Below are 18831 nucleotides of genomic sequence, written 5' to 3' on the forward strand. Positions count from 1 at the left end.
TTAATGTTCTCTATTATGGTCATTCTGTCTAGGTGGAACGGGATCGTCACCACCTCTATGTAAAGGATGGCATTTTAATACGCGTTTCATCATTAACCAACCACCTTTTATCAATCCAAATCGATATAATACTTCGATCCCATATTGTGAGCAGGTAGGGTTGAAACGGCAGCGAGGCCCTAATAAAGGACTTATTATCAATTGATAACCTCTTATTATCGAGATTAAGAGCCGCGAGCCAAACGACAGTGACGACGCCATAATTTGCCTAATGTTTCGGTGATTTCTTGATTATTCAAATCAGCAACCCCCTTTCTTACTAATATCACAAAATCCATCGAAGGCAACTCATGCTGATGTAAACGAAAATATTCTCTCGTTAGTCGCTTAATGCGATTGCGTTCATGAGCGCGTTTAACATTTTTTTTTGCGATAGTAAGACCAATACGCGGGTACCCCAGCTCATTGAGGCGTCCAAGAATGGTTATTTCTGGAGAACTCGCCCGTTGTGGCTGTTGAAAGACATAATCAAAGTGCCTGGGAGTTAATAATCTTAACTCCCTAGGAAAAGCAAGCATAACCACTTCGATAGGGTTATTACTTTGAAGAAACGGTCAGACGAGCGCGGCCTTTAGCACGACGGCGAGCCAAAACCTGACGACCATTTTTAGTTGCCATACGAGCACGGAAACCGTGAGAACGATTACGTTTTAGTACGGACGGTTGAAAAGTGCGTTTCATAGCGGTTTCTACCTAACTTAACAAAATAGTTATTATTGATTCAGTAAATTCGTGGGTGACCAGTGGAACAAACAATACTGATATATCCAATCGTAACAACACCAATATAGTAAAGAGGCAGGATTGTAATAAAATATCTAGCATTACGCAATGCAGGAGACAAATTCGACGCTTTTCTCCATCATTAGCTACTATAAAACTTAAACTAATACCCTACTTTTCTTTCTTACCAAGTACTGCCAGAAAACTGGAAAAATGATGATATCACACACAAGGTGCAAAATTATACGGATTCTCATGGAAATCTCAAGGATCATTAAAAGATCAAAAATTATTTGGCTCAAGATAGAGACTAATTGCCAAGTTTGATCTAAAGTTATCTGTTACTAGGTGTTATGTATATCTAATATATGTGCTAGTATTCTTTTTGCTTCCTTACTTCATTTTATACATCTTAATCCTAAATTTAATCCTGTGGATAAAAAGTGCTAAAACTGTGTAAAAGAGTGAGGATCTTATTCAAATTTTGCGTTATGATCTATTATAGTGTACTAAGATCATAGCTTGTATAAGTTGATATCGTTTATCGCGCGAATTTTCGGTAAATCTTTTCTGAGGTATTAACAGTTTTTATTACCTATTAAATTTAATAATTTTCCATTGGTCTTGTTTTAGGGGAGTCCGTCGTGTCATTTTCACTTTGGCAGCAATGTCTTGCCCGATTGCAGGATGAGTTACCTGCCACAGAATTCAGTATGTGGATACGCCCTCTCCAGGCAGAATTGAGTGATAACACATTAGCACTCTATGCTCCTAACCGTTTCGTACTAGATTGGGTAAGAGATAAATACATCAATAATATTAATGAATTATTGAGTGATTTTTGTGGTTCTGATGTGCCTGCACTGAAATTCGAAGTGGGTAATAAACCGCAAATAACACCAAGCGGTGCTTCAACGCATACCGCTGCAAATAAAACCATTTCGACACCAATAAATTCAATAATACGGCCTAGTTGGGACAATACACAGGTTCAACCTGAAATCGCCTATCGTTCAAATGTGAACCCTAAGCACACATTCAATAACTTTGTCGAAGGTAAATCAAACCAACTTGCTCGTGCCGCTGCCAGCCAAGTAGCAGATAATCCTGGCGGAGCTTATAATCCACTTTTTCTTTATGGGGGCACAGGATTAGGTAAAACTCACCTGCTTCATGCAGTAGGTAATAACATCATGGCGCGCAAAGCGAATGCCAAAGTGGTTTATATGCATTCTGAGCGTTTTGTCCAAGATATGGTAAAGGCGTTACAAAATAATGCGATTGAAGATTTTAAACGTTATTATCGCTCGGTAGATGCATTATTAATTGATGACATTCAGTTTTTTGCTAATAAAGAGCGTTCTCAAGAAGAATTTTTCCATACCTTTAATGCTTTACTCGAAGGTAATCAGCAAATCATTCTGACTTCAGATCGCTACCCTAAAGAAATTAATGGGGTTGAAGATCGACTAAAATCTCGTTTTGGCTGGGGATTAACGGTTGCGATTGAACCACCAGAATTGGAAACACGGGTTGCTATTTTGATGAAAAAAGCCGACGAAAATCAGATCCAATTGCCTGATGAAGTCGCTTTTTTTATTGCTAAACGCTTGCGTTCAAACGTTCGAGAGCTGGAAGGGGCACTGAATCGAGTTATCGCCAATGCTAATTTTACCGGTCGTGCAATTACCATTGATTTTGTTCGCGAAGCATTACGCGACCTACTCGCATTACAAGAAAAACTTGTCACTATTGATAATATTCAAAAAACCGTTGCAGAATATTACAAAATTAAAGTTGCTGACTTGTTATCCAAGCGCCGTTCCCGTTCTGTGGCGCGTCCGAGGCAAATGGCAATGGCATTAGCAAAAGAGCTGACAAACCATAGTTTGCCCGAAATTGGGGATGCCTTTGGTGGACGCGATCATACAACCGTACTCCATGCTTGTAGAAAAATTGAGCAACTACGGGAGGAAAGTCACGACATTAAAGAGGATTTTTCTAACTTAATCAGAACATTATCATCCTAATGCTATGAAATTTACTATTGAACGTGAACAATTACTCAAACCACTGCAACAAGTCAGTGGTCCACTTGGTGGGCGGCCTACATTACCTATCTTAGGTAATTTATTACTGCAAGTGAGTGAAAATATACTTTCATTAACTGGTACCGATCTAGAAGTAGAAATGGTCGCAAAGGTAACACTAACACAACCAGGTGAAAGTGGTTCAATCACTGTACCCGCCCGTAAATTTTTCGATATTTGGCGTGGGTTACCCGATGGCGCAGAAATCAAGGTCACACTTGAAGGAGACCGTCTGCTTGTACGTTCTGGCCGCAGCCGTTTTTCGCTTTCTACTCTTCCTGCCGCTGATTTTCCCAACCTAGACGATTGGCAAAGTGAAGTCGAATTTGAACTGCCTCAAGCTACCTTAAAACGCCTAATTGAAGCTACCCAATTTTCAATGGCACATCAAGATGTGCGCTATTATCTTAATGGCATGCTATTTGAAACTGAAGGTCAAGAATTACGCACTGTTGCTACTGATGGCCATCGTTTAGCTGTTTGTTCACTCAATATTGATAAGGATTTACCAACCCATTCAGTGATTGTTCCTCGCAAAGGAGTGGTAGAATTTATGCGATTACTGGATAGTAGCGACGAGTCACTTAAGTTACAGATTGGTAGTAATAATATCCGAGCTCATGTTGGTGATTTTATTTTCACCTCCAAACTGGTTGATGGCCGTTTTCCTGATTACCGACGTGTTTTGCCCAAAAATCCGGATAAAACATTGACCGCGGATTGTGATAAACTAAAACAAGCATTTTCTCGAGCTGCGATTTTATCCAATGAAAAATTCCGCGGTGTTCGCCTTTATATAAGTGAAAATCAACTTAGAATTACCGCAAACAATCCAGAACAAGAAGAATCAGAAGAAATTGTTGATGTCAATTATCAAAGTCCGATGATAGAAATTGGTTTTAACGTCAGTTATATCCTCGATGTATTAAATACACTAAAATGCGAGCAGGTTAATTTATTGTTGACTGATTCAAATTCAAGCGTACAAATCGAAGACGCGGCCACTAACGCAGCAGCTTATGTTGTTATGCCTATGCGTCTATAATATTCAAATTCTATGATGCTTTCGCGTTTACTTATCCGCGACTTTCGTAATATTGAAAGTGCGGATCTATCATTAGCAACAGGTTTTAATTTTTTGATTGGTCCAAATGGCAGCGGAAAAACAAGTATTCTTGAAGCGATCTATACATTAGGGCACGGCAGGGCTTTTCGTAGCATTCAAGCTGCGCGTGTCATTCGACATGAACAAGATAATTTTATTTTACATGGTCGTCTTGTTCCTTTAGAGCCGGAATCGCGTGAACTGACTTTGGGGCTAAGTAAAGATCGTAATGGTGATAGTAAAGTTCGTATTAATGGTAGTGATGGACATAAAATTGCTGAATTAGCCAAATTATTACCGATGCAATTAATAACCCCTGAAGGTTTTACTTTATTAAATGGTGGCCCTAAATATCGTCGAGCTTTTCTTGACTGGGGATGTTTCCATAATGAACCTCAGTTTTTTGCTGCCTGGTCTGATTTAAAACGGCTATTAAAGCAACGTAATGCAGCATTGCGCCAAGCAACACGTTATAATGAGCTTAGTCATTGGGACTATGAACTGATCCCGCTGGCCCATAAAATAAGCGAATGGCGGGCCAATTATATTGCAGGTATTGCGAAAGATATTGAAAACACCTGTAAACAGTTCTTACCTGAATTTTCACTTAGCATCTCATATCAACGAGGATGGGATAAAGAAACTGATTATTCAGATATACTAGTAAGGCAATTTGAACGTGATCGAATGCTAACCTATACCGCATTAGGACCACACAAAGCTGACTTACGGCTCCGTGTAGGAGGAATTGCCGTTGAAGATATTTTATCCCGCGGGCAGTTAAAATTATTAATGTGCGCACTAAAATTAGCACAAGGTGAATATTTCACCCGACAGAGTGGGCAACGATGCTTATATCTATTAGACGATTTTGCTTCTGAGTTAGATAAGGATCGCCGTCAATTATTAGCCGAACGGCTTAAAGCGACACAAGCTCAGGTCTTTGTTAGCGCGATTACCATCGCGCAAGTTAAAGATATGTTAGATGGAAATAGTAGGATGTTTTGCGTAAAACATGGCAAAATAGAAGTTCAACCATAGGATCAGAAATTAGCGAGAAACGTTGATGTCGAATACATATGACTCCTCAAGTATCAAGGTATTAAAAGGGCTAGACGCGGTGCGTAAGCGCCCAGGCATGTATATCGGTGATACCGACGATGGTACAGGCCTTCATCACATGGTCTTCGAGGTTGTCGACAACGCTATCGACGAAGCCTTGGCAGGGTATTGTACCGATATTATTGTAACTATACATACCGATAACTCCATCTCTGTTCTCGATAATGGTCGTGGTATTCCAACCGATATTCATGAAGAAGAAGGGGTGTCTGCCGCAGAAGTCATCATGACGGTTCTCCATGCTGGAGGCAAATTTGATGATAATTCCTATAAAGTTTCGGGTGGCCTACATGGTGTTGGCGTTTCTGTCGTTAATGCCTTATCCGAAAAATTATCGTTGGTGATCCGCCGTGAAGGAAAGATCCATGAGCAGACTTATCAATTAGGTGTTCCGCAGGCACCTTTAACGATTGCCGGTGAAACTGAAGAGCGGGGAACTTATATTCGTTTCTGGCCAAGTTTGGAAACTTTCAAAACGGTTACCGAATTCGAATACGATATTTTGGCAAAACGGTTACGGGAGCTCTCTTTTCTCAATTCGGGCATCTCCATTCGTTTATTCGATAAACGTGATAATAAAGAAGACCATTTTCATTATGAAGGTGGAATTAAAGCTTTTGTCGAATACTTAAGCCGAAATAAAACCCCAATTCATCCCAGTGTTTTCTATTTTTCGGCTGAAAAAGAGGGTATTAATGTAGAAATATCCATGCAATGGAATGACGGCTTCCAGGAGAATGTTTATTGCTTTACCAATAATATTCCACAACGAGATGGAGGAACGCATCTGGTTGGTTTTCGTACCGCAATGACACGTACACTAAACAGTTATATGGATAAAGAAGGTTATCAGAAAAAAGCCAAAGTTAGTGCTACTGGTGATGATGCCCGTGAAGGTTTAATTGCCGTTGTGTCAGTTAAAGTTCCCGATCCAAAATTTTCTTCACAAACAAAAGATAAGCTGGTTTCTTCCGAAGTAAAAACCGTTGTTGAAACATTAATGAATGAAAAGCTGGTTGAATATCTATTAGAGAATCCTAATGACGCCAAAATCGTTGTTAGCAAAATTATTGATGCTGCCCGTGCCCGCGAGGCCGCCCGTAAAGCACGTGAAATGACTCGCCGCAAGGGTGCGCTGGATCTGGCCGGATTACCAGGCAAATTAGCAGACTGCCAGGAACGTGATCCGTCGTTATCAGAACTTTATTTAGTGGAGGGTGATTCCGCAGGCGGCTCTGCCAAACAGGGGCGTAACCGGAAAAATCAGGCAATTTTACCGTTAAAAGGTAAAATTCTTAATGTGGAAAAAGCCCGTTTCGATAAAATGCTCTCCTCACAGGAAGTCGCTACCTTAATAACTGCTTTAGGCTGTGGTATTGGACGCGATGAATATGATCCTGATAAATTACGTTATCATAGCATTATTATCATGACCGATGCCGATGTTGACGGCTCTCATATTCGGACATTGTTATTAACTTTCTTCTATCGTCAGATGCCAGAAATCATCGAGCGAGGCCATGTCTATATTGCGCAGCCACCTTTATATAAAGTGAAAAAAGGTAAGCAAGAACAATATATTAAAGACGATGAGGCGATGAACGAATATTTGATCTCAATTGCTTTAGACAATGCCGCACTCTATACCAGCCCTCATGCTCCGGCATTGAAAGGTGAGCCATTGGAGAAGTTAATCATTGAATACAATGCGGCGCAGAAAATTATCAAACGGTTAGAACGTGTCTATCCGCTGGCTTTATTAAATAATCTTATCTATCAACCTACTTTGGTAGAAGATGATTTGAAAGATAAAGCAAAAGTAGAAGATTGGATAAACATGTTAGTTAAACGCCTAACCGATAATGAAGAACATGGTAGTACTTATAGTTACCACATTAATGAAAATAGTGAGCGTCAATTATTTGAACCGGTTTTACGTATTAGAACCCATGGCGTTGATACCGATTACAATCTAGATTTCGATTTTATTCATGGTATTGAATATACTCGCATTACTAAAATAGGTCAGCTAATAGGCGATCTAATTGAGGATGGTGCCTATGTGGAAAGAGGTGAGCGTCGCCAGACTATTTCTTCCTTTGAAGATGCATTAAACTGGTTATCAAAAGAATCACGCCGTGGCTTGATGGTGCAACGCTATAAGGGATTGGGCGAAATGAATCCAGAGCAATTATGGGAAACAACGATGAACCCAGATACCCGCCACATGATGCGTGTTACCGTTAAAGATGCAATCGCAACTGACCAACTGTTTACCACCCTAATGGGTGATGCGGTTGAGCCACGTAGAGCTTTCATTGAAGAAAACGCATTAAAAGCCGAAAATATCGACATTTAATTTTTAAATAACAAAACAAAAAGCCCCATGCCTAATTTGGGGCTTTTTATTAAATCAAGCTATCTAATATTTTATAATATTTTTAACATACGGCGTAAAGGCTCGGCTGCTCCCCATAATAGCTGATCACCAACCGTAAAAGCGGTTAAATATTCTGGCCCCATAGTTAATTTCCGCAAACGCCCTATCGGAACATTTAGGGTTCCAGTCACTGCCGCCGGTGTTAACTGTTGAATGGTTAATTCTCGTTCATTAGGAACAATGCGAACCCATTCATTATGGGCAGCCAAAATTTGCTCAACATCAGCAATAGCCACATTTTTTTTCAATTTTAAGGTAAATGCCTGGCTATGGCAGCGCAATGCGCCAATACGAACACATAAACCATCGACAGGAATAATATGACTAACACTATTTAAAATTTTGTTAGTTTCCGCCTGCCCTTTCCATTCCTCCCGGCTTTGACCATTAGGCAGTTGTTTATCTATCCAGGGGATCAAACTACCGGCTAATGGCACACCAAAGGCTTCTGTGCTCATTTTTCCGCTACGCGTGAAGTCAGTGACTTTTTTCTCGATCGATAAAATCGCCGCCGCCGGATTTTGCAGTTCATCAGCAACCTGTGCATGTAACTCACCCATTTGCAGTAATAATTCACGCATATTACGCGCACCTGCACCAGAAGCCGCCTGATAGGTTGCGACCGAAACCCACTCAATCAAGTTTTCAGCAAATAAACCAGCTAATGCCATTAGCATTAAACTGACCGTGCAATTACCACCAACAAAGGTTTTTATCCCTTCATTTAAACCTCTATCAATATGCTGGCGATTAACGGGATCAAGAATAATAATGCTCTCCTCTTCCATCCGTAACGAAGATGCGGCATCTATCCAATAACCTGTCCAACCAATAGCACGTAGTTTAGGGTAAATTTGCTCGGTATAGTCGCCCCCTTGACAGCTAATTATTACCTCTAATTCCTTCAGCCCATCAAGATCAAAAGCATCTTGTAGTGTTCCTTGATGTTGACCATATTTTGGCGCCAGCTCACCATGCTGAGAGGTGGTAAAAAAAACAGGATTGATATTATCAAAATCACCCTCTTCAGCCATTCGTTGCAACAACACAGAACCAACCATTCCTCGCCAGCCAATAAATCCAACATTTTTCATTCTTTTTATATCCAATCTGAACGTTGAAGCTCAAGTAAAATTATCGTCATTTATAAACAATAATCGCAAATTGAAATCATTTTCGCCATTTATTAACACTAATTATTTAATAAATAAAAATCTATTTATAACTGATAAAAAAACACCCCGTATTAAGGGTGTTTTGCTTAAAATAACGGTAAATAACTTTACTACGCTTATGGATGCCAACCAGATTTAAGATATTTTACTGCCTCTTCAGTTTGCGGAGAAGACTGGAGTAGTCCCTCTCTAAATAGGATCTCGCCTTTAATTTCAGGTAATTGATCGTTTAGATCGAGTTGTCTTTTTAGTTCCGGGACACCGCCGTCAAGAGACCAATCTGGCTCTGCCTGAGATGGCACACCAACTTTATATAACGCCATTCCAATATACAATTTAGTGTTAGTCGATCTCACCACATCAGCCCACCATCTTGCAATCACATCATATCGCACAATTTCGCGGGCAAAAGGCCAGTAAATCTGTGGGGCGATATAATCTAATAAACCTTCTTTTACCCATAGTCGGGTATCGGCATAGGCTTTGTCGTAAGTAGGCCCACCCGCCTTAGTATCAGAGCCGCGTGGATCATCTGCAATATTTCGCCAAACACCGCCAGGACTGATACCAAATTCAATATTGGGTTTTAACGCACGAATTGTTGAAGAAACCTCTCGAATCAACAACAAAGTGTTATTTCTTCGCCAACTGGCTTTATCTAAAAATCCCTGACCATATCGTTGAAATGTTGCATCATCATTAATTTTGGAGGAAGGTGTTTCATAATAGAAATAATCATCAAACTGAATTCCATCAATATCATAGTTTCTAACTATTTCAGCCACAATACTGGTGATCCAATTACGAACCTCTGGTAAGCCTGGATCAAGCACAAAACGGTCGTAGGCAGTACGTATCCAATCTTTATGTAAAACATAAACACTAGCAGGCGGAGAAGAAAGTGTCTTTTTCAGTGAAGCAATAGTTTCTGGCTGCGTATCCATTGAAACACGGTAGGGATTTAACCAAGCATGTATTTTTAAATTTCTTTTATGTGCTTCAGCAATAATAAACGCTAACGGATCATAACCTGGGTCTTTACCGACTACGCCTGTAAGCATGTCAGACCAAGGAAGAATGTGAGAATGATAAAGCGCTGTACCATCGGGTTTGACCTGAAAAAAAATGGTGTTAATGCCTATTTTTACCAAATTATCTAGTTTATCGATTAGCTCTTTTTTCTGTACTTCAATTCTACGCTGATCTGAATCAAGGTTAACCGATGAAAGGGAGGGCCAATCAAGGCGAGATACGGTCGTTAACCACACACCACGTACGGGTATCTCTGCTTTAATTGTTGTTTTCTGCTCATCCGCGACTTTTTTATTATTACAACCAACGACTAAAAACAAGCAAAATAACGAAGTAATAAACCACCTTATCCCCTTTAATCGCAATCGCATCCTTCATTCCTTATTTTGTTATCGTTCAGAGCTCGATAAATTGTGAGTATTGTTTAATTGATGGTATTATATTAATGACCTTATTAAATATAAAAATATTTATTTTCGGTAATCAATAATCAAATTAACTTAATAATAATATTTTAGCTTGCTATTTTTTAATCTTATAAAAAAATACGCTAGAGCAAAGCGCATTTTTCAGTATAAAAATAGGTAACAAAATGTAAAAAAGCTATCTCAGACTATTCTATACAATAATTTATGAGGATAGCCTAACCCAACTCACTCAACAGTCACAGATTTAGCTAAATTTCTTGGTTGATCCACATCGGTACCTTTGATTAAGGCTACATAATAAGATAATAATTGCAGTGGAATGGTGTAAAAAATCGGGGCAATTAACTCTTCAACATGGGGTAATGGGATAATTTTCATATTTTCACTGTCAATAAAACCGGCGTCTTTATCAGCAAAAACATAAAGTGATCCTCCTCGGGCACGAACTTCTTCTATGTTTGATTTAAGCTTTTCCAATAATTCATTATTCGGCGCAATAATAATCACGGGCATATCGGCATCAATCAAGGCTAATGGGCCATGTTTCAACTCACCAGCTGCGTAGGCTTCGGCGTGAATATAAGAAATCTCTTTTAGCTTTAACGCACCTTCAACCGCTATCGGAAATTGATCACCACGCCCCAGAAAAAGAGCATGATTTTTATCTGAAAAATCTTCTGCTAAAACTTCAATCATTTTTTCTTGCGATAACATACTGTCAATACGAGCAGGTAGGGCATGTAATGCCTGAACGATGTCTCGCTCAAGGGCAATATCTTTATCTTTCAAGCGGCTCAGATAAGCAACCAACAATAATAAAACTGTCAATTGGGTGGTAAATGCTTTGGTGGATGCTACACCAATTTCTGCGCCGGCTTTTGTCATTAATGCAAAATCTGATTCACGAACCAAAGAAGAACCGAAAACATTACATATGGCCAATGATGCCAGATAACCAAGCTCTTTCGATAATCTTAATGCCGCTAAAGTATCGGCGGTTTCACCCGATTGAGAAAGGGTGATCAATAAACTATTTTTCCGCCGGGCCGGTTTGCGATAACGGAATTCAGAAGCAATTTCTACATCACAAGGTATCCCGGCTAAAGATTCAAACCAGTAACGGGCAACCATTCCAGCATTGTATGAAGTCCCACAAGCAACAATTTGAATATGTTCAACCTGAGATAATAGATTTTGGGCTTTTTTATCTAATTCGGTAAAAATAACTCTATCCTGCTGATCAAAGCGACCTTCCAAGGTATTTTTTATTGCTAAGGGCTGCTCATAGATCTCTTTTTGCATATAGTGGCGATAAATTCCTTTATCTCCAGCATCATATTGAACATTAGATTCTATTGACTCTCGTTCAACTTCTATGCCTTGCTGATCAAAAATTCGCACTGTTCGACGAGTCACTTCAGCAATATCACCTTCCTCTAAATAGATAAAGCGACGTGTAACCGGCAAAAGGGCTAATTGATCAGATGCAAGAAAATTTTCACCAACACCTAAACCTATAATTAAAGGGCTACCCGAACGCGCAGCCACCAGTAATCCAGGAGTACGGCTATCCATAATGACGGTACCATAAGCGCCCTTTAACTGGGGTATAACACGCTGTACCACTTCAAGCAAAGTGCCACCCTTTTGTAATTCCCAATGCGTTAAATGCGCGATAACTTCAGTATCAGTTTCTGAAGTAAAAACATATTTTTGTTTTTTAAGTTGTTCACGCAGTTCTTGATAATTCTCAATAATTCCATTGTGAACAACCGCAATATATTCCGATGTATGCGGATGGGCATTTTTTTTGCTTGGCTGACCATGAGTGGCCCAACGTGTATGCGCAATACCTGTGCCACCAATGACAGCATGTTTTTCTACTTCATCAGCCAGGATCTGAACTTTACCCGTTTCACGTAATCGTGTCAGATTGGCTTTATCATCAACCACGGCTATACCGGCAGAGTCATAACCTCGGTACTCCAGTCGACGAAGCCCTTCAATAAGAATTTCAGCTATATCACGTTGTGCTACTGCACCAACTATTCCACACATCAATTTTCATTCCAAAATAGAGGAGCATATTGCTCTTATGCTGCCGTAACCTGATTAATAAATTCGGTTTTTACCGTTCCCAGAGCCTGTAGATATTGGGTTTATTCTTTATAAAATAGATGATCAATCGTCATTATTTCTTTTGTGGCTATTTTTTCTTTACTGGGCGTTGCCAATTGAGAATATGCCGCTGTTTGATACGACTAATAACGAGTTCATTTTCTTTAACATCGTTAGTTAAAGTCGTTCCTGCTCCAATAGTTGCCCCATCAGCAATGGTAACCGGGGCAATTAATTGCGTATCAGATCCAACGAAAACATTATCACCAATAGTGGTTTTAAATTTATTAGCCCCATCATAATTGCAAGTTATTGTTCCTGCGCCAATATTAACATCAGCACCAATTTCAGCATCACCTAAATAACTTAAATGGCCAGCCTTAGAGCCCACACCTAAAGCGGCGTTTTTAACCTCAACAAAATTACCAACATGCACTTTATCTGCTAGCCTAGTTCCCGGACGTAAACGAGCAAAAGGGCCAACAGTACAGGCGGTAGATAATTCTGCGCCTTCTATAACTGAGTAAGGGCTAATAATTGAATTATCATTGATAATACAATTTCTTAATATACAACCGGCATGAATATGTACATTATTACCCAGTACAACGTCCCCTTCAATAATAACATTAGTATCGATAATTACATTACGCCCGTGCTTTAATGTCCCACGCAAATCAAAACGAGCCGGATCAATAACCATAACACCCGCTAATAACAACCTTTCTGCTTGTTCTTGTTGATAAATACGTTCAAGCGCTGAAAGCTGTAAACAGTTATTCACTCCTTCCATTTCACTCAATTTCTTAGGATGAACAGCATTTATTTTACAACCTTCTTCATGCGCCAATGAAATAATATCGGTTACATAATATTCGTTTTGCGCATTGTTATTATTAAGTTTTTTCAGCCATCGCTTTAAATCACTACCATTAGCAACTAATATACCAGTATTAATTTCGTTAATTTTAGCTTGTTCTTCTGTTGCATCTTTTTGTTCAACAATACCAACTATTTGGCCTCTTTCACGAATAATACGTCCATAACCTGTCGGTTCATTAACGATTGCCGTCAATAAACCTATTCCGCCATCGGGCTTAGCGGCTATTAATCGTTCAAGTGTTTCTTTTGTGATCAGGGGAGAATCACCGTAAAGCATGAGGATATCTTCATTATCAGCAAAATATGGTGCTGCTTGCTGCATTGCATGCCCTGTTCCTAACTGTTCTGCCTGTAAGATCCAATTAACAGGTTGATTAGCTAAAGCTAATTTAATTAAATCAGCTCCATGGCCATAAACTAAATGAATATTAGCTGCCCCAAGTGATAATGACGTGTCGATAACATGCTGCACCATTGGTTTGCCAGCCAGTGGATGTAAAACTTTTGGTAAGTCAGAATACATGCGGGTACCTTTCCCCGCCGCGAGAATCACAACACTTTTTGCGTTCATAGACATAAAAACCTAATAACTCCATCAGTTAGGTAAAAGTAAAACTATTTATTAAGCAAATTACTACATATTTCGTTCAAATAAAAAAGCTTACTATCTATATAAAAGAAAAGGAGCGAAACATAAATAAATTGTCTCACTCCCTGTATTTACCTAATTTTTATAAAAATAGTTGTCTTTCTACAGCTATTCTTTTAATAATTTCTTAGGATTATATTATTTTTTCATCAGCTCGATGACACGTAATTTAGCAATTGCTTTCGCTAATTCAGCCGATGCTTGAGCGTAATCGACATCCGCATGTGCTTTACGAATATGCTCTTCCGCTTTACGTTTAGATTCTAATGCCTTAGCTTCATCTAAATCCTTACCACGGATCGCTGTATCAGCCAATACAATAACACCATTTGGTTGAACTTCAAGAATACCACCAGAAAGATAGATCAATTCTTCTTCGCCAAACTGTTTAGTAATACGTATCATACCAGGCTTAATGGCAGTTAACAGCGGCGTATGTTGTGGATAAATCCCCAACTCCCCTTCGCTGCCTGTCACCTGGATTTTCTGGACAAGGCCGTCAAACATCTGCTTTTCAGCGCTTACCACAACCAGATGGTATGTCATTGCAGCCATATCAACCTCCCACCAGCGACATTATAAATTTTTCGCTTTTTCTATCGCTTCTTCGATAGTACCTACCATATAAAACGCTTGTTCAGGCAGATGATCATAATCACCATTCAAAATACCTTTAAAGCCATGGATAGTATCTTTTAAAGAAACAAATTTTCCCGGTGAACCGGTGAAAACTTCCGCCACAAAGAATGGCTGAGACAGGAAGCGTTGAATTTTACGAGCACGTGCAACAACCAACTTATCTTCTTCAGACAACTCATCCATTCCCAGAATAGCAATGATATCTTTCAATTCTTGATAACGCTGTAAAATAGACTGAACACCACGTGCTACGTCGTAATGCTCTTGCCCTACAACCAATGGGTCAAGCTGCCGACTAGTTGAGTCCAATGGATCAACCGCAGGATAAATACCTAATGAGGCAATTTGACGACTAAGAACGACCGTTGCATCCAAATGAGCAAAAGTCGTTGCTGGTGAAGGATCGGTCAAATCATCGGCAGGAACATAAACTGCTTGAACAGACGTAATGGAACCCGCTTTAGTTGATGTAATTCGCTCCTGTAATACCCCCATCTCTTCCGCTAAGGTCGGTTGATAACCTACTGCCGAAGGCATACGGCCTAGCAAGGCCGACACCTCTGTTCCTGCTAATGTATAGCGATAGATGTTGTCGATAAATAACAAGACATCCCGTCCTTCATCACGAAACTTCTCAGCAATCGTCAATCCCGTTAACGCAACACGTAGACGGTTTCCAGGTGGTTCATTCATCTGACCATAAACCAGAGAAACTTTATCCAATACATTTGAGTCTGTCATTTCGTGATAGAAATCATTACCTTCACGAGTCCGCTCGCCAACACCGGCAAAAACAGAATAACCGGAATGCTCAATCGCAATATTACGAATAAGTTCCATCATGTTTACTGTTTTACCAACACCAGCTCCACCAAATAATCCTACTTTACCCCCTTTAGCAAATGGGCAAATAAGATCCATTACTTTGATACCGGTTTCGAGTAATTCTGTTGAATTAGATAAATCTTCATAACTGGGAGCGGCACGATGAATAGCCCAACGTTCTTCTTCACCTATCTCACCTTTCATATCGATAGGATCACCTAGCACATTCATGATGCGCCCCAAGGTCGCTTTACCGACAGGCACTTCAATTGGGTGAGCTAAATCAACAACGTCTAAACCACGTTTTAAACCATCAGAAGTCCCCATCGCAATGCAACGAACGACACCGCCACCTAATTGCTGCTGAACTTCTAAAATTAGTTTTTCTTTACCATTTATTACCTCAAGCGCGTCGTACACTTTAGGTACCGCATCTTGAGGAAATTCGACATCCACTACGGCGCCGATTACCTGGATAATCTTTCCAGTAGCCATCTTGAATCCTCTACGTAATTCGTAAACCTAACCATCAAACTGCGGCAGCCCCCGAAACGATTTCGGTAAGTTCCTGAGTAATGCTGGCTTGACGAGCCTTATTGTAAATCAACTGCAACTCCTTGATCAGGTTACCACCATTATCAGTAGCCGCTTTCATTGCTACCATTCGAGCAGCCTGTTCACTAGCTAAGTTTTCAACAACGCTCTGATAAACCTGTGATTCGATATAACGACGCAGCAGGGTATCAAGTAGTATCTTAGGATCTGGTTCATATAAATAATCCCAAGATTTCTTTTTCAATGTTTCATCATCACCCGCAGGTAGAGGCAATAATTGAGTAATCGTTGGTATTTGAGTCATGGTATTAACAAATTTGTTAGTTACCACATACAACTTATCTAGACGCCCTTCATCATATGCTTCTAACATAATTTTCACGGGTCCGATAAGATCAGACAGAGAAGGATCATCTCCCATTCCGGTTACCTGAGCAACAATATTACCCCCAACCGAATTAAAGAATGAAACTGCTTTAGAACCAATTAATGCCAGATCAACCTGAACACCCTTATCAGTCCATATTTTCATTTCTGTTAGCAATTTTTTAAATAAATTAATATTTAAACCACCACATAAACCCCGATCAGTTGAAACAATTAAATAACCAATACGTTTAACATCACGTTCTTTAAGATATGGATGTTTATATTCCAGATTACCTAATGCTAAGTGGCCAATTACACTACACATAGTTTCTGCATAAGGACGACTAGCTGCCATACGATCTTGTGTTTTTCGCATTTTGGATGCAGCGACCATCTCCATCGCTTTAGTAATCTTTTGTGTGTTTTGTACACTACCGATCTTAGAACGTATCTCTTTTGCGCCCGCCATTTCAGCTCCTCCTTATTAACCAAACGGTCTCAATAAAGGCCGAATAGAATTACCAGGATTGAGTTGCTTTAAAAGAATCGAGCAAGGCATTTAACTTGGCTTCGATTTCATCGTTATATTTACCTGTCTGATCAATTTCTTTCAGCAAGATAGAATGCTCACGAGTAGCATAAGCCAGCAGTGACGTCTCAAAATCACCAATTTTTGCTAGTTCAACATCATCCAGATAACCACGTTCAGCAGCAAATAAAGATAAAGCCTGTTGTGCAACTGACATTGGTGCATACTGTTTTTGTTTCAACAATTCGGTAACTTTCTGTCCATGATTAAGCTGTTTACGGGTCGCATCATCTAAATCAGAAGCAAATTGTGAAAATGCAGCTAACTCGCGATATTGTGCCAACGCGGTACGAATGCCACCAGATAATTTTTTGATAATTTTAGTCTGAGCCGCGCCACCTACACGTGATACTGAGATTCCTGGGTTAACTGCCGGGCGAATCCCCGCATTAAATAAGTTAGACTCCAAGAAAATTTGTCCATCGGTGATTGAAATTACATTTGTAGGTACGAATGCTGAAACATCACCTGCTTGCGTTTCAATAATCGGTAATGCCGTTAATGAACCGGTTTTACCTTTGATTTCACCATTAGTAAATTTTTCAACGTATTCAGCATTAACACGCGCAGCACGCTCGAGTAAACGAGAATGGAGATAAAAAACATCACCCGGGTAAGCTTCACGTCCAGGAGGACGTCGTAGCAATAGCGAAATTTGTCGATAAGCAACCGCTTGCTTGGAGAGATCATCATAAATAATTAATGCATCCTCACCACGATCTCTAAAATATTCACCCATTGCACAGCCAGCATATGGCGCAAGGTATTGTAATGCCGCAGATTCAGAAGCAGTAGCAACAACAACTATCGTATTCTCGAGTGCACCGTGCTCTTCGAGTTTGCGTACCACATTAGCAATAGTTGACGCTTTTTGCCCAATTGCTACATAAATACATTTTATTTCTGAATCACGCTGATTAATAATGGCATCAACAGCTAATGCCGTTTTACCGGTTTGGCGATCACCAATGATTAATTCACGTTGACCACGTCCAATAGGGATCATAGCATCAACCGATTTGTATCCTGTTTGTACAGGTTGATCAACCGATTGACGATCAATAACGCCAGGTGCAATAACTTCAACGGCAGAGAACCCATCATGCTCAACAGGCCCTTTACCATCAATAGGCTCACCCAGCGTATTAACAACGCGCCCAAGTAATCCTCTACCTACAGGGACTTCAAGAATACGACCTGTACACTTGACTTTCATACCTTCTGCTAAGTCAGCATAAGGTCCCATGACTACGGCACCAACTGAGTCACGCTCTAAATTGAGTGCAATAGCATAACGATTACCAGGTAATGCGATCATTTCACCTTGCATAACTTCAGCTAAACCGTGAATGCGGATGATCCCATCATTAACAGAAACAATTGTACCTTCATTGTGAGCTTCACTCACTACATCAAACTGAGCAATACGTTGCTTGATCAGTTCACTGATTTCGGTGGAATTCAGTTGCATATGCTCCAATCCCCTTAAGACTGCAAGACGTCAGTTAAACGCTCAATACGACCACGCACGCTACCATCAATAACCAGGTCTCCGGCGCGGATAATAACTCCTGCGATAACAGACTTATCAATTTTGCAATTCAGCTTAACTTTACGTGACAGACGTTTTTCCATCGCTGCAGAAATTTTAAATTGCTGTTTTTCATTTAGCTCAGTGGCAGAAATGACGTCAATATCAACGGTTGACTCCAGAAAAGCGCGTAATTGTATGAATTGCTTCAAAACCTCTGGTAACGTACTTAGACGCCCGTTTTCAGCCATAATGCGAATTAGATTTCGAACATGTTCATCGATTTCATCACCACAAATAGTGATAAATGTTTTCGCTAATGTTTCTGGCGCTATTGAACCAGAAAGCAGCTCACCTATTTGTTGATTACGGGTTGCTTCAGCAATAAAACTAAGCATATTTTGCCATTTATCAACAAGTTGGTTTTCTGCAGCAAAATCAAAAGCTGCTTTGGCATAGGGGCGAGCAACCGTAGTAATTTCAGACATGCCCCTTTCCT

General features: G+C 40.0%; 16 protein-coding genes. 4 read left to right on the forward strand and 12 right to left on the reverse strand.

What is annotated here, in order from left to right; all coding sequences use genetic code 11:
- The 3 genes from yidD to rpmH are packed head-to-tail and all read right to left on the reverse strand — an operon-like array spanning position 1 to position 741.
- The gene (gene yidD / locus G468_RS22850) at positions 1-261 is read right to left on the reverse strand and encodes a membrane protein insertion efficiency factor YidD (protein ID WP_071846856.1); all 261 of its coding nucleotides are present in this window, start codon (positions 259-261) and stop codon (positions 1-3) included.
- Positions 225-584 carry a ribonuclease P protein component gene (rnpA, locus tag G468_RS0106350; RefSeq protein ID WP_026822410.1) on the reverse strand — a complete coding sequence of 120 codons (360 nt, stop codon included), beginning with the start codon at positions 582-584 and terminating at the stop codon, positions 225-227. Before rnpA ends, yidD begins: the two co-directional genes overlap by 37 nt.
- A 13-nt stretch (positions 585-597) precedes the next feature.
- Positions 598-741: a 50S ribosomal protein L34 gene (gene rpmH, locus G468_RS0106355; RefSeq protein ID WP_004906236.1), complete on the reverse strand. Its 144-nt coding sequence runs from the start codon at positions 739-741 to the stop codon at positions 598-600.
- Positions 742-1427: 686 nt separating this feature from the next.
- Between rpmH and dnaA the strand changes: the two genes are divergently transcribed.
- Genes dnaA through gyrB form a run of 4 tightly spaced genes read left to right on the forward strand, consistent with a single transcriptional unit; the run spans position 1428 to position 7459 of the window.
- Entirely contained in the window at positions 1428-2813 is a 1386-nt protein-coding gene (gene dnaA, locus G468_RS0106360) for a chromosomal replication initiator protein DnaA (RefSeq protein WP_026822411.1), read from the forward strand.
- A 4-nt stretch (positions 2814-2817) separates the two neighbouring features.
- A complete protein-coding gene (dnaN, locus tag G468_RS0106365; RefSeq protein WP_026822412.1) occupies positions 2818-3918 on the forward strand; it encodes a DNA polymerase III subunit beta in 1101 nt (366 codons plus the stop codon).
- Between the two features lie 12 nt (positions 3919-3930).
- Positions 3931-5019: a DNA replication/repair protein RecF gene (recF, locus tag G468_RS0106370; protein ID WP_026822413.1), complete on the forward strand. Its 1089-nt coding sequence runs from the start codon at positions 3931-3933 to the stop codon at positions 5017-5019.
- A gap of 25 nt (positions 5020-5044) precedes the next feature.
- On the forward strand, positions 5045-7459 hold the full coding sequence (gyrB, locus tag G468_RS0106375) for a DNA topoisomerase (ATP-hydrolyzing) subunit B (protein WP_026822414.1): 2415 nt from the start codon (positions 5045-5047) through the stop codon (positions 7457-7459).
- 71 nt (positions 7460-7530) lie between these two features.
- On the opposite strand, the gene asd is transcribed toward gyrB, so the two are convergent.
- The 9 genes from asd to atpH all read right to left on the reverse strand — a co-directional run bounded on the left by asd (position 7531) and on the right by atpH (position 18820).
- A complete protein-coding gene (gene asd / locus G468_RS0106380; RefSeq protein ID WP_026822415.1) occupies positions 7531-8634 on the reverse strand; it encodes an aspartate-semialdehyde dehydrogenase in 1104 nt (367 codons plus the stop codon).
- A gap of 197 nt (positions 8635-8831) precedes the next feature.
- Positions 8832-10118 carry a glycoside hydrolase family 10-like protein gene (locus G468_RS0106385; RefSeq protein ID WP_026822416.1) on the reverse strand — a complete coding sequence of 429 codons (1287 nt, stop codon included), beginning with the start codon at positions 10116-10118 and terminating at the stop codon, positions 8832-8834.
- Positions 10119-10400: 282 nt separating this feature from the next.
- Entirely contained in the window at positions 10401-12233 is a 1833-nt protein-coding gene (gene glmS, locus G468_RS0106390) for a glutamine--fructose-6-phosphate transaminase (isomerizing) (RefSeq protein WP_026822417.1), read from the reverse strand.
- Positions 12234-12381: 148 nt separating this feature from the next.
- A complete protein-coding gene (glmU, locus tag G468_RS0106395) occupies positions 12382-13752 on the reverse strand; it encodes a bifunctional UDP-N-acetylglucosamine diphosphorylase/glucosamine-1-phosphate N-acetyltransferase GlmU (protein WP_026822418.1) in 1371 nt (456 codons plus the stop codon).
- Positions 13753-13962: 210 nt separating this feature from the next.
- Positions 13963-14379 carry a F0F1 ATP synthase subunit epsilon gene (locus G468_RS0106400; protein ID WP_026822419.1) on the reverse strand — a complete coding sequence of 139 codons (417 nt, stop codon included), beginning with the start codon at positions 14377-14379 and terminating at the stop codon, positions 13963-13965.
- 21 nt (positions 14380-14400) lie between these two features.
- Positions 14401-15783 (reverse strand): F0F1 ATP synthase subunit beta, encoded by a 1383-nt coding sequence (gene atpD / locus G468_RS0106405; protein WP_026822420.1) that lies wholly within the window; start codon positions 15781-15783, stop codon positions 14401-14403.
- A gap of 34 nt (positions 15784-15817) precedes the next feature.
- Positions 15818-16681 carry a F0F1 ATP synthase subunit gamma gene (atpG, locus tag G468_RS0106410; RefSeq protein ID WP_026822421.1) on the reverse strand — a complete coding sequence of 288 codons (864 nt, stop codon included), beginning with the start codon at positions 16679-16681 and terminating at the stop codon, positions 15818-15820.
- 49 nt (positions 16682-16730) lie between these two features.
- Positions 16731-18272: a F0F1 ATP synthase subunit alpha gene (atpA, locus tag G468_RS0106415; RefSeq protein ID WP_026822422.1), complete on the reverse strand. Its 1542-nt coding sequence runs from the start codon at positions 18270-18272 to the stop codon at positions 16731-16733.
- A 14-nt stretch (positions 18273-18286) separates the two neighbouring features.
- Complete coding sequence (atpH, locus tag G468_RS0106420) at positions 18287-18820, reverse strand: F0F1 ATP synthase subunit delta (protein WP_026822423.1); 534 nt, start codon at positions 18818-18820, stop codon at positions 18287-18289.
- Positions 18821-18831: the final 11 nt, after the last annotated feature.

Origin of the sequence: Arsenophonus nasoniae DSM 15247, assembly GCF_000429565.1 — a bacterium.
GTDB classification, from domain to species: domain Bacteria; phylum Pseudomonadota; class Gammaproteobacteria; order Enterobacterales; family Enterobacteriaceae; genus Arsenophonus; species Arsenophonus nasoniae.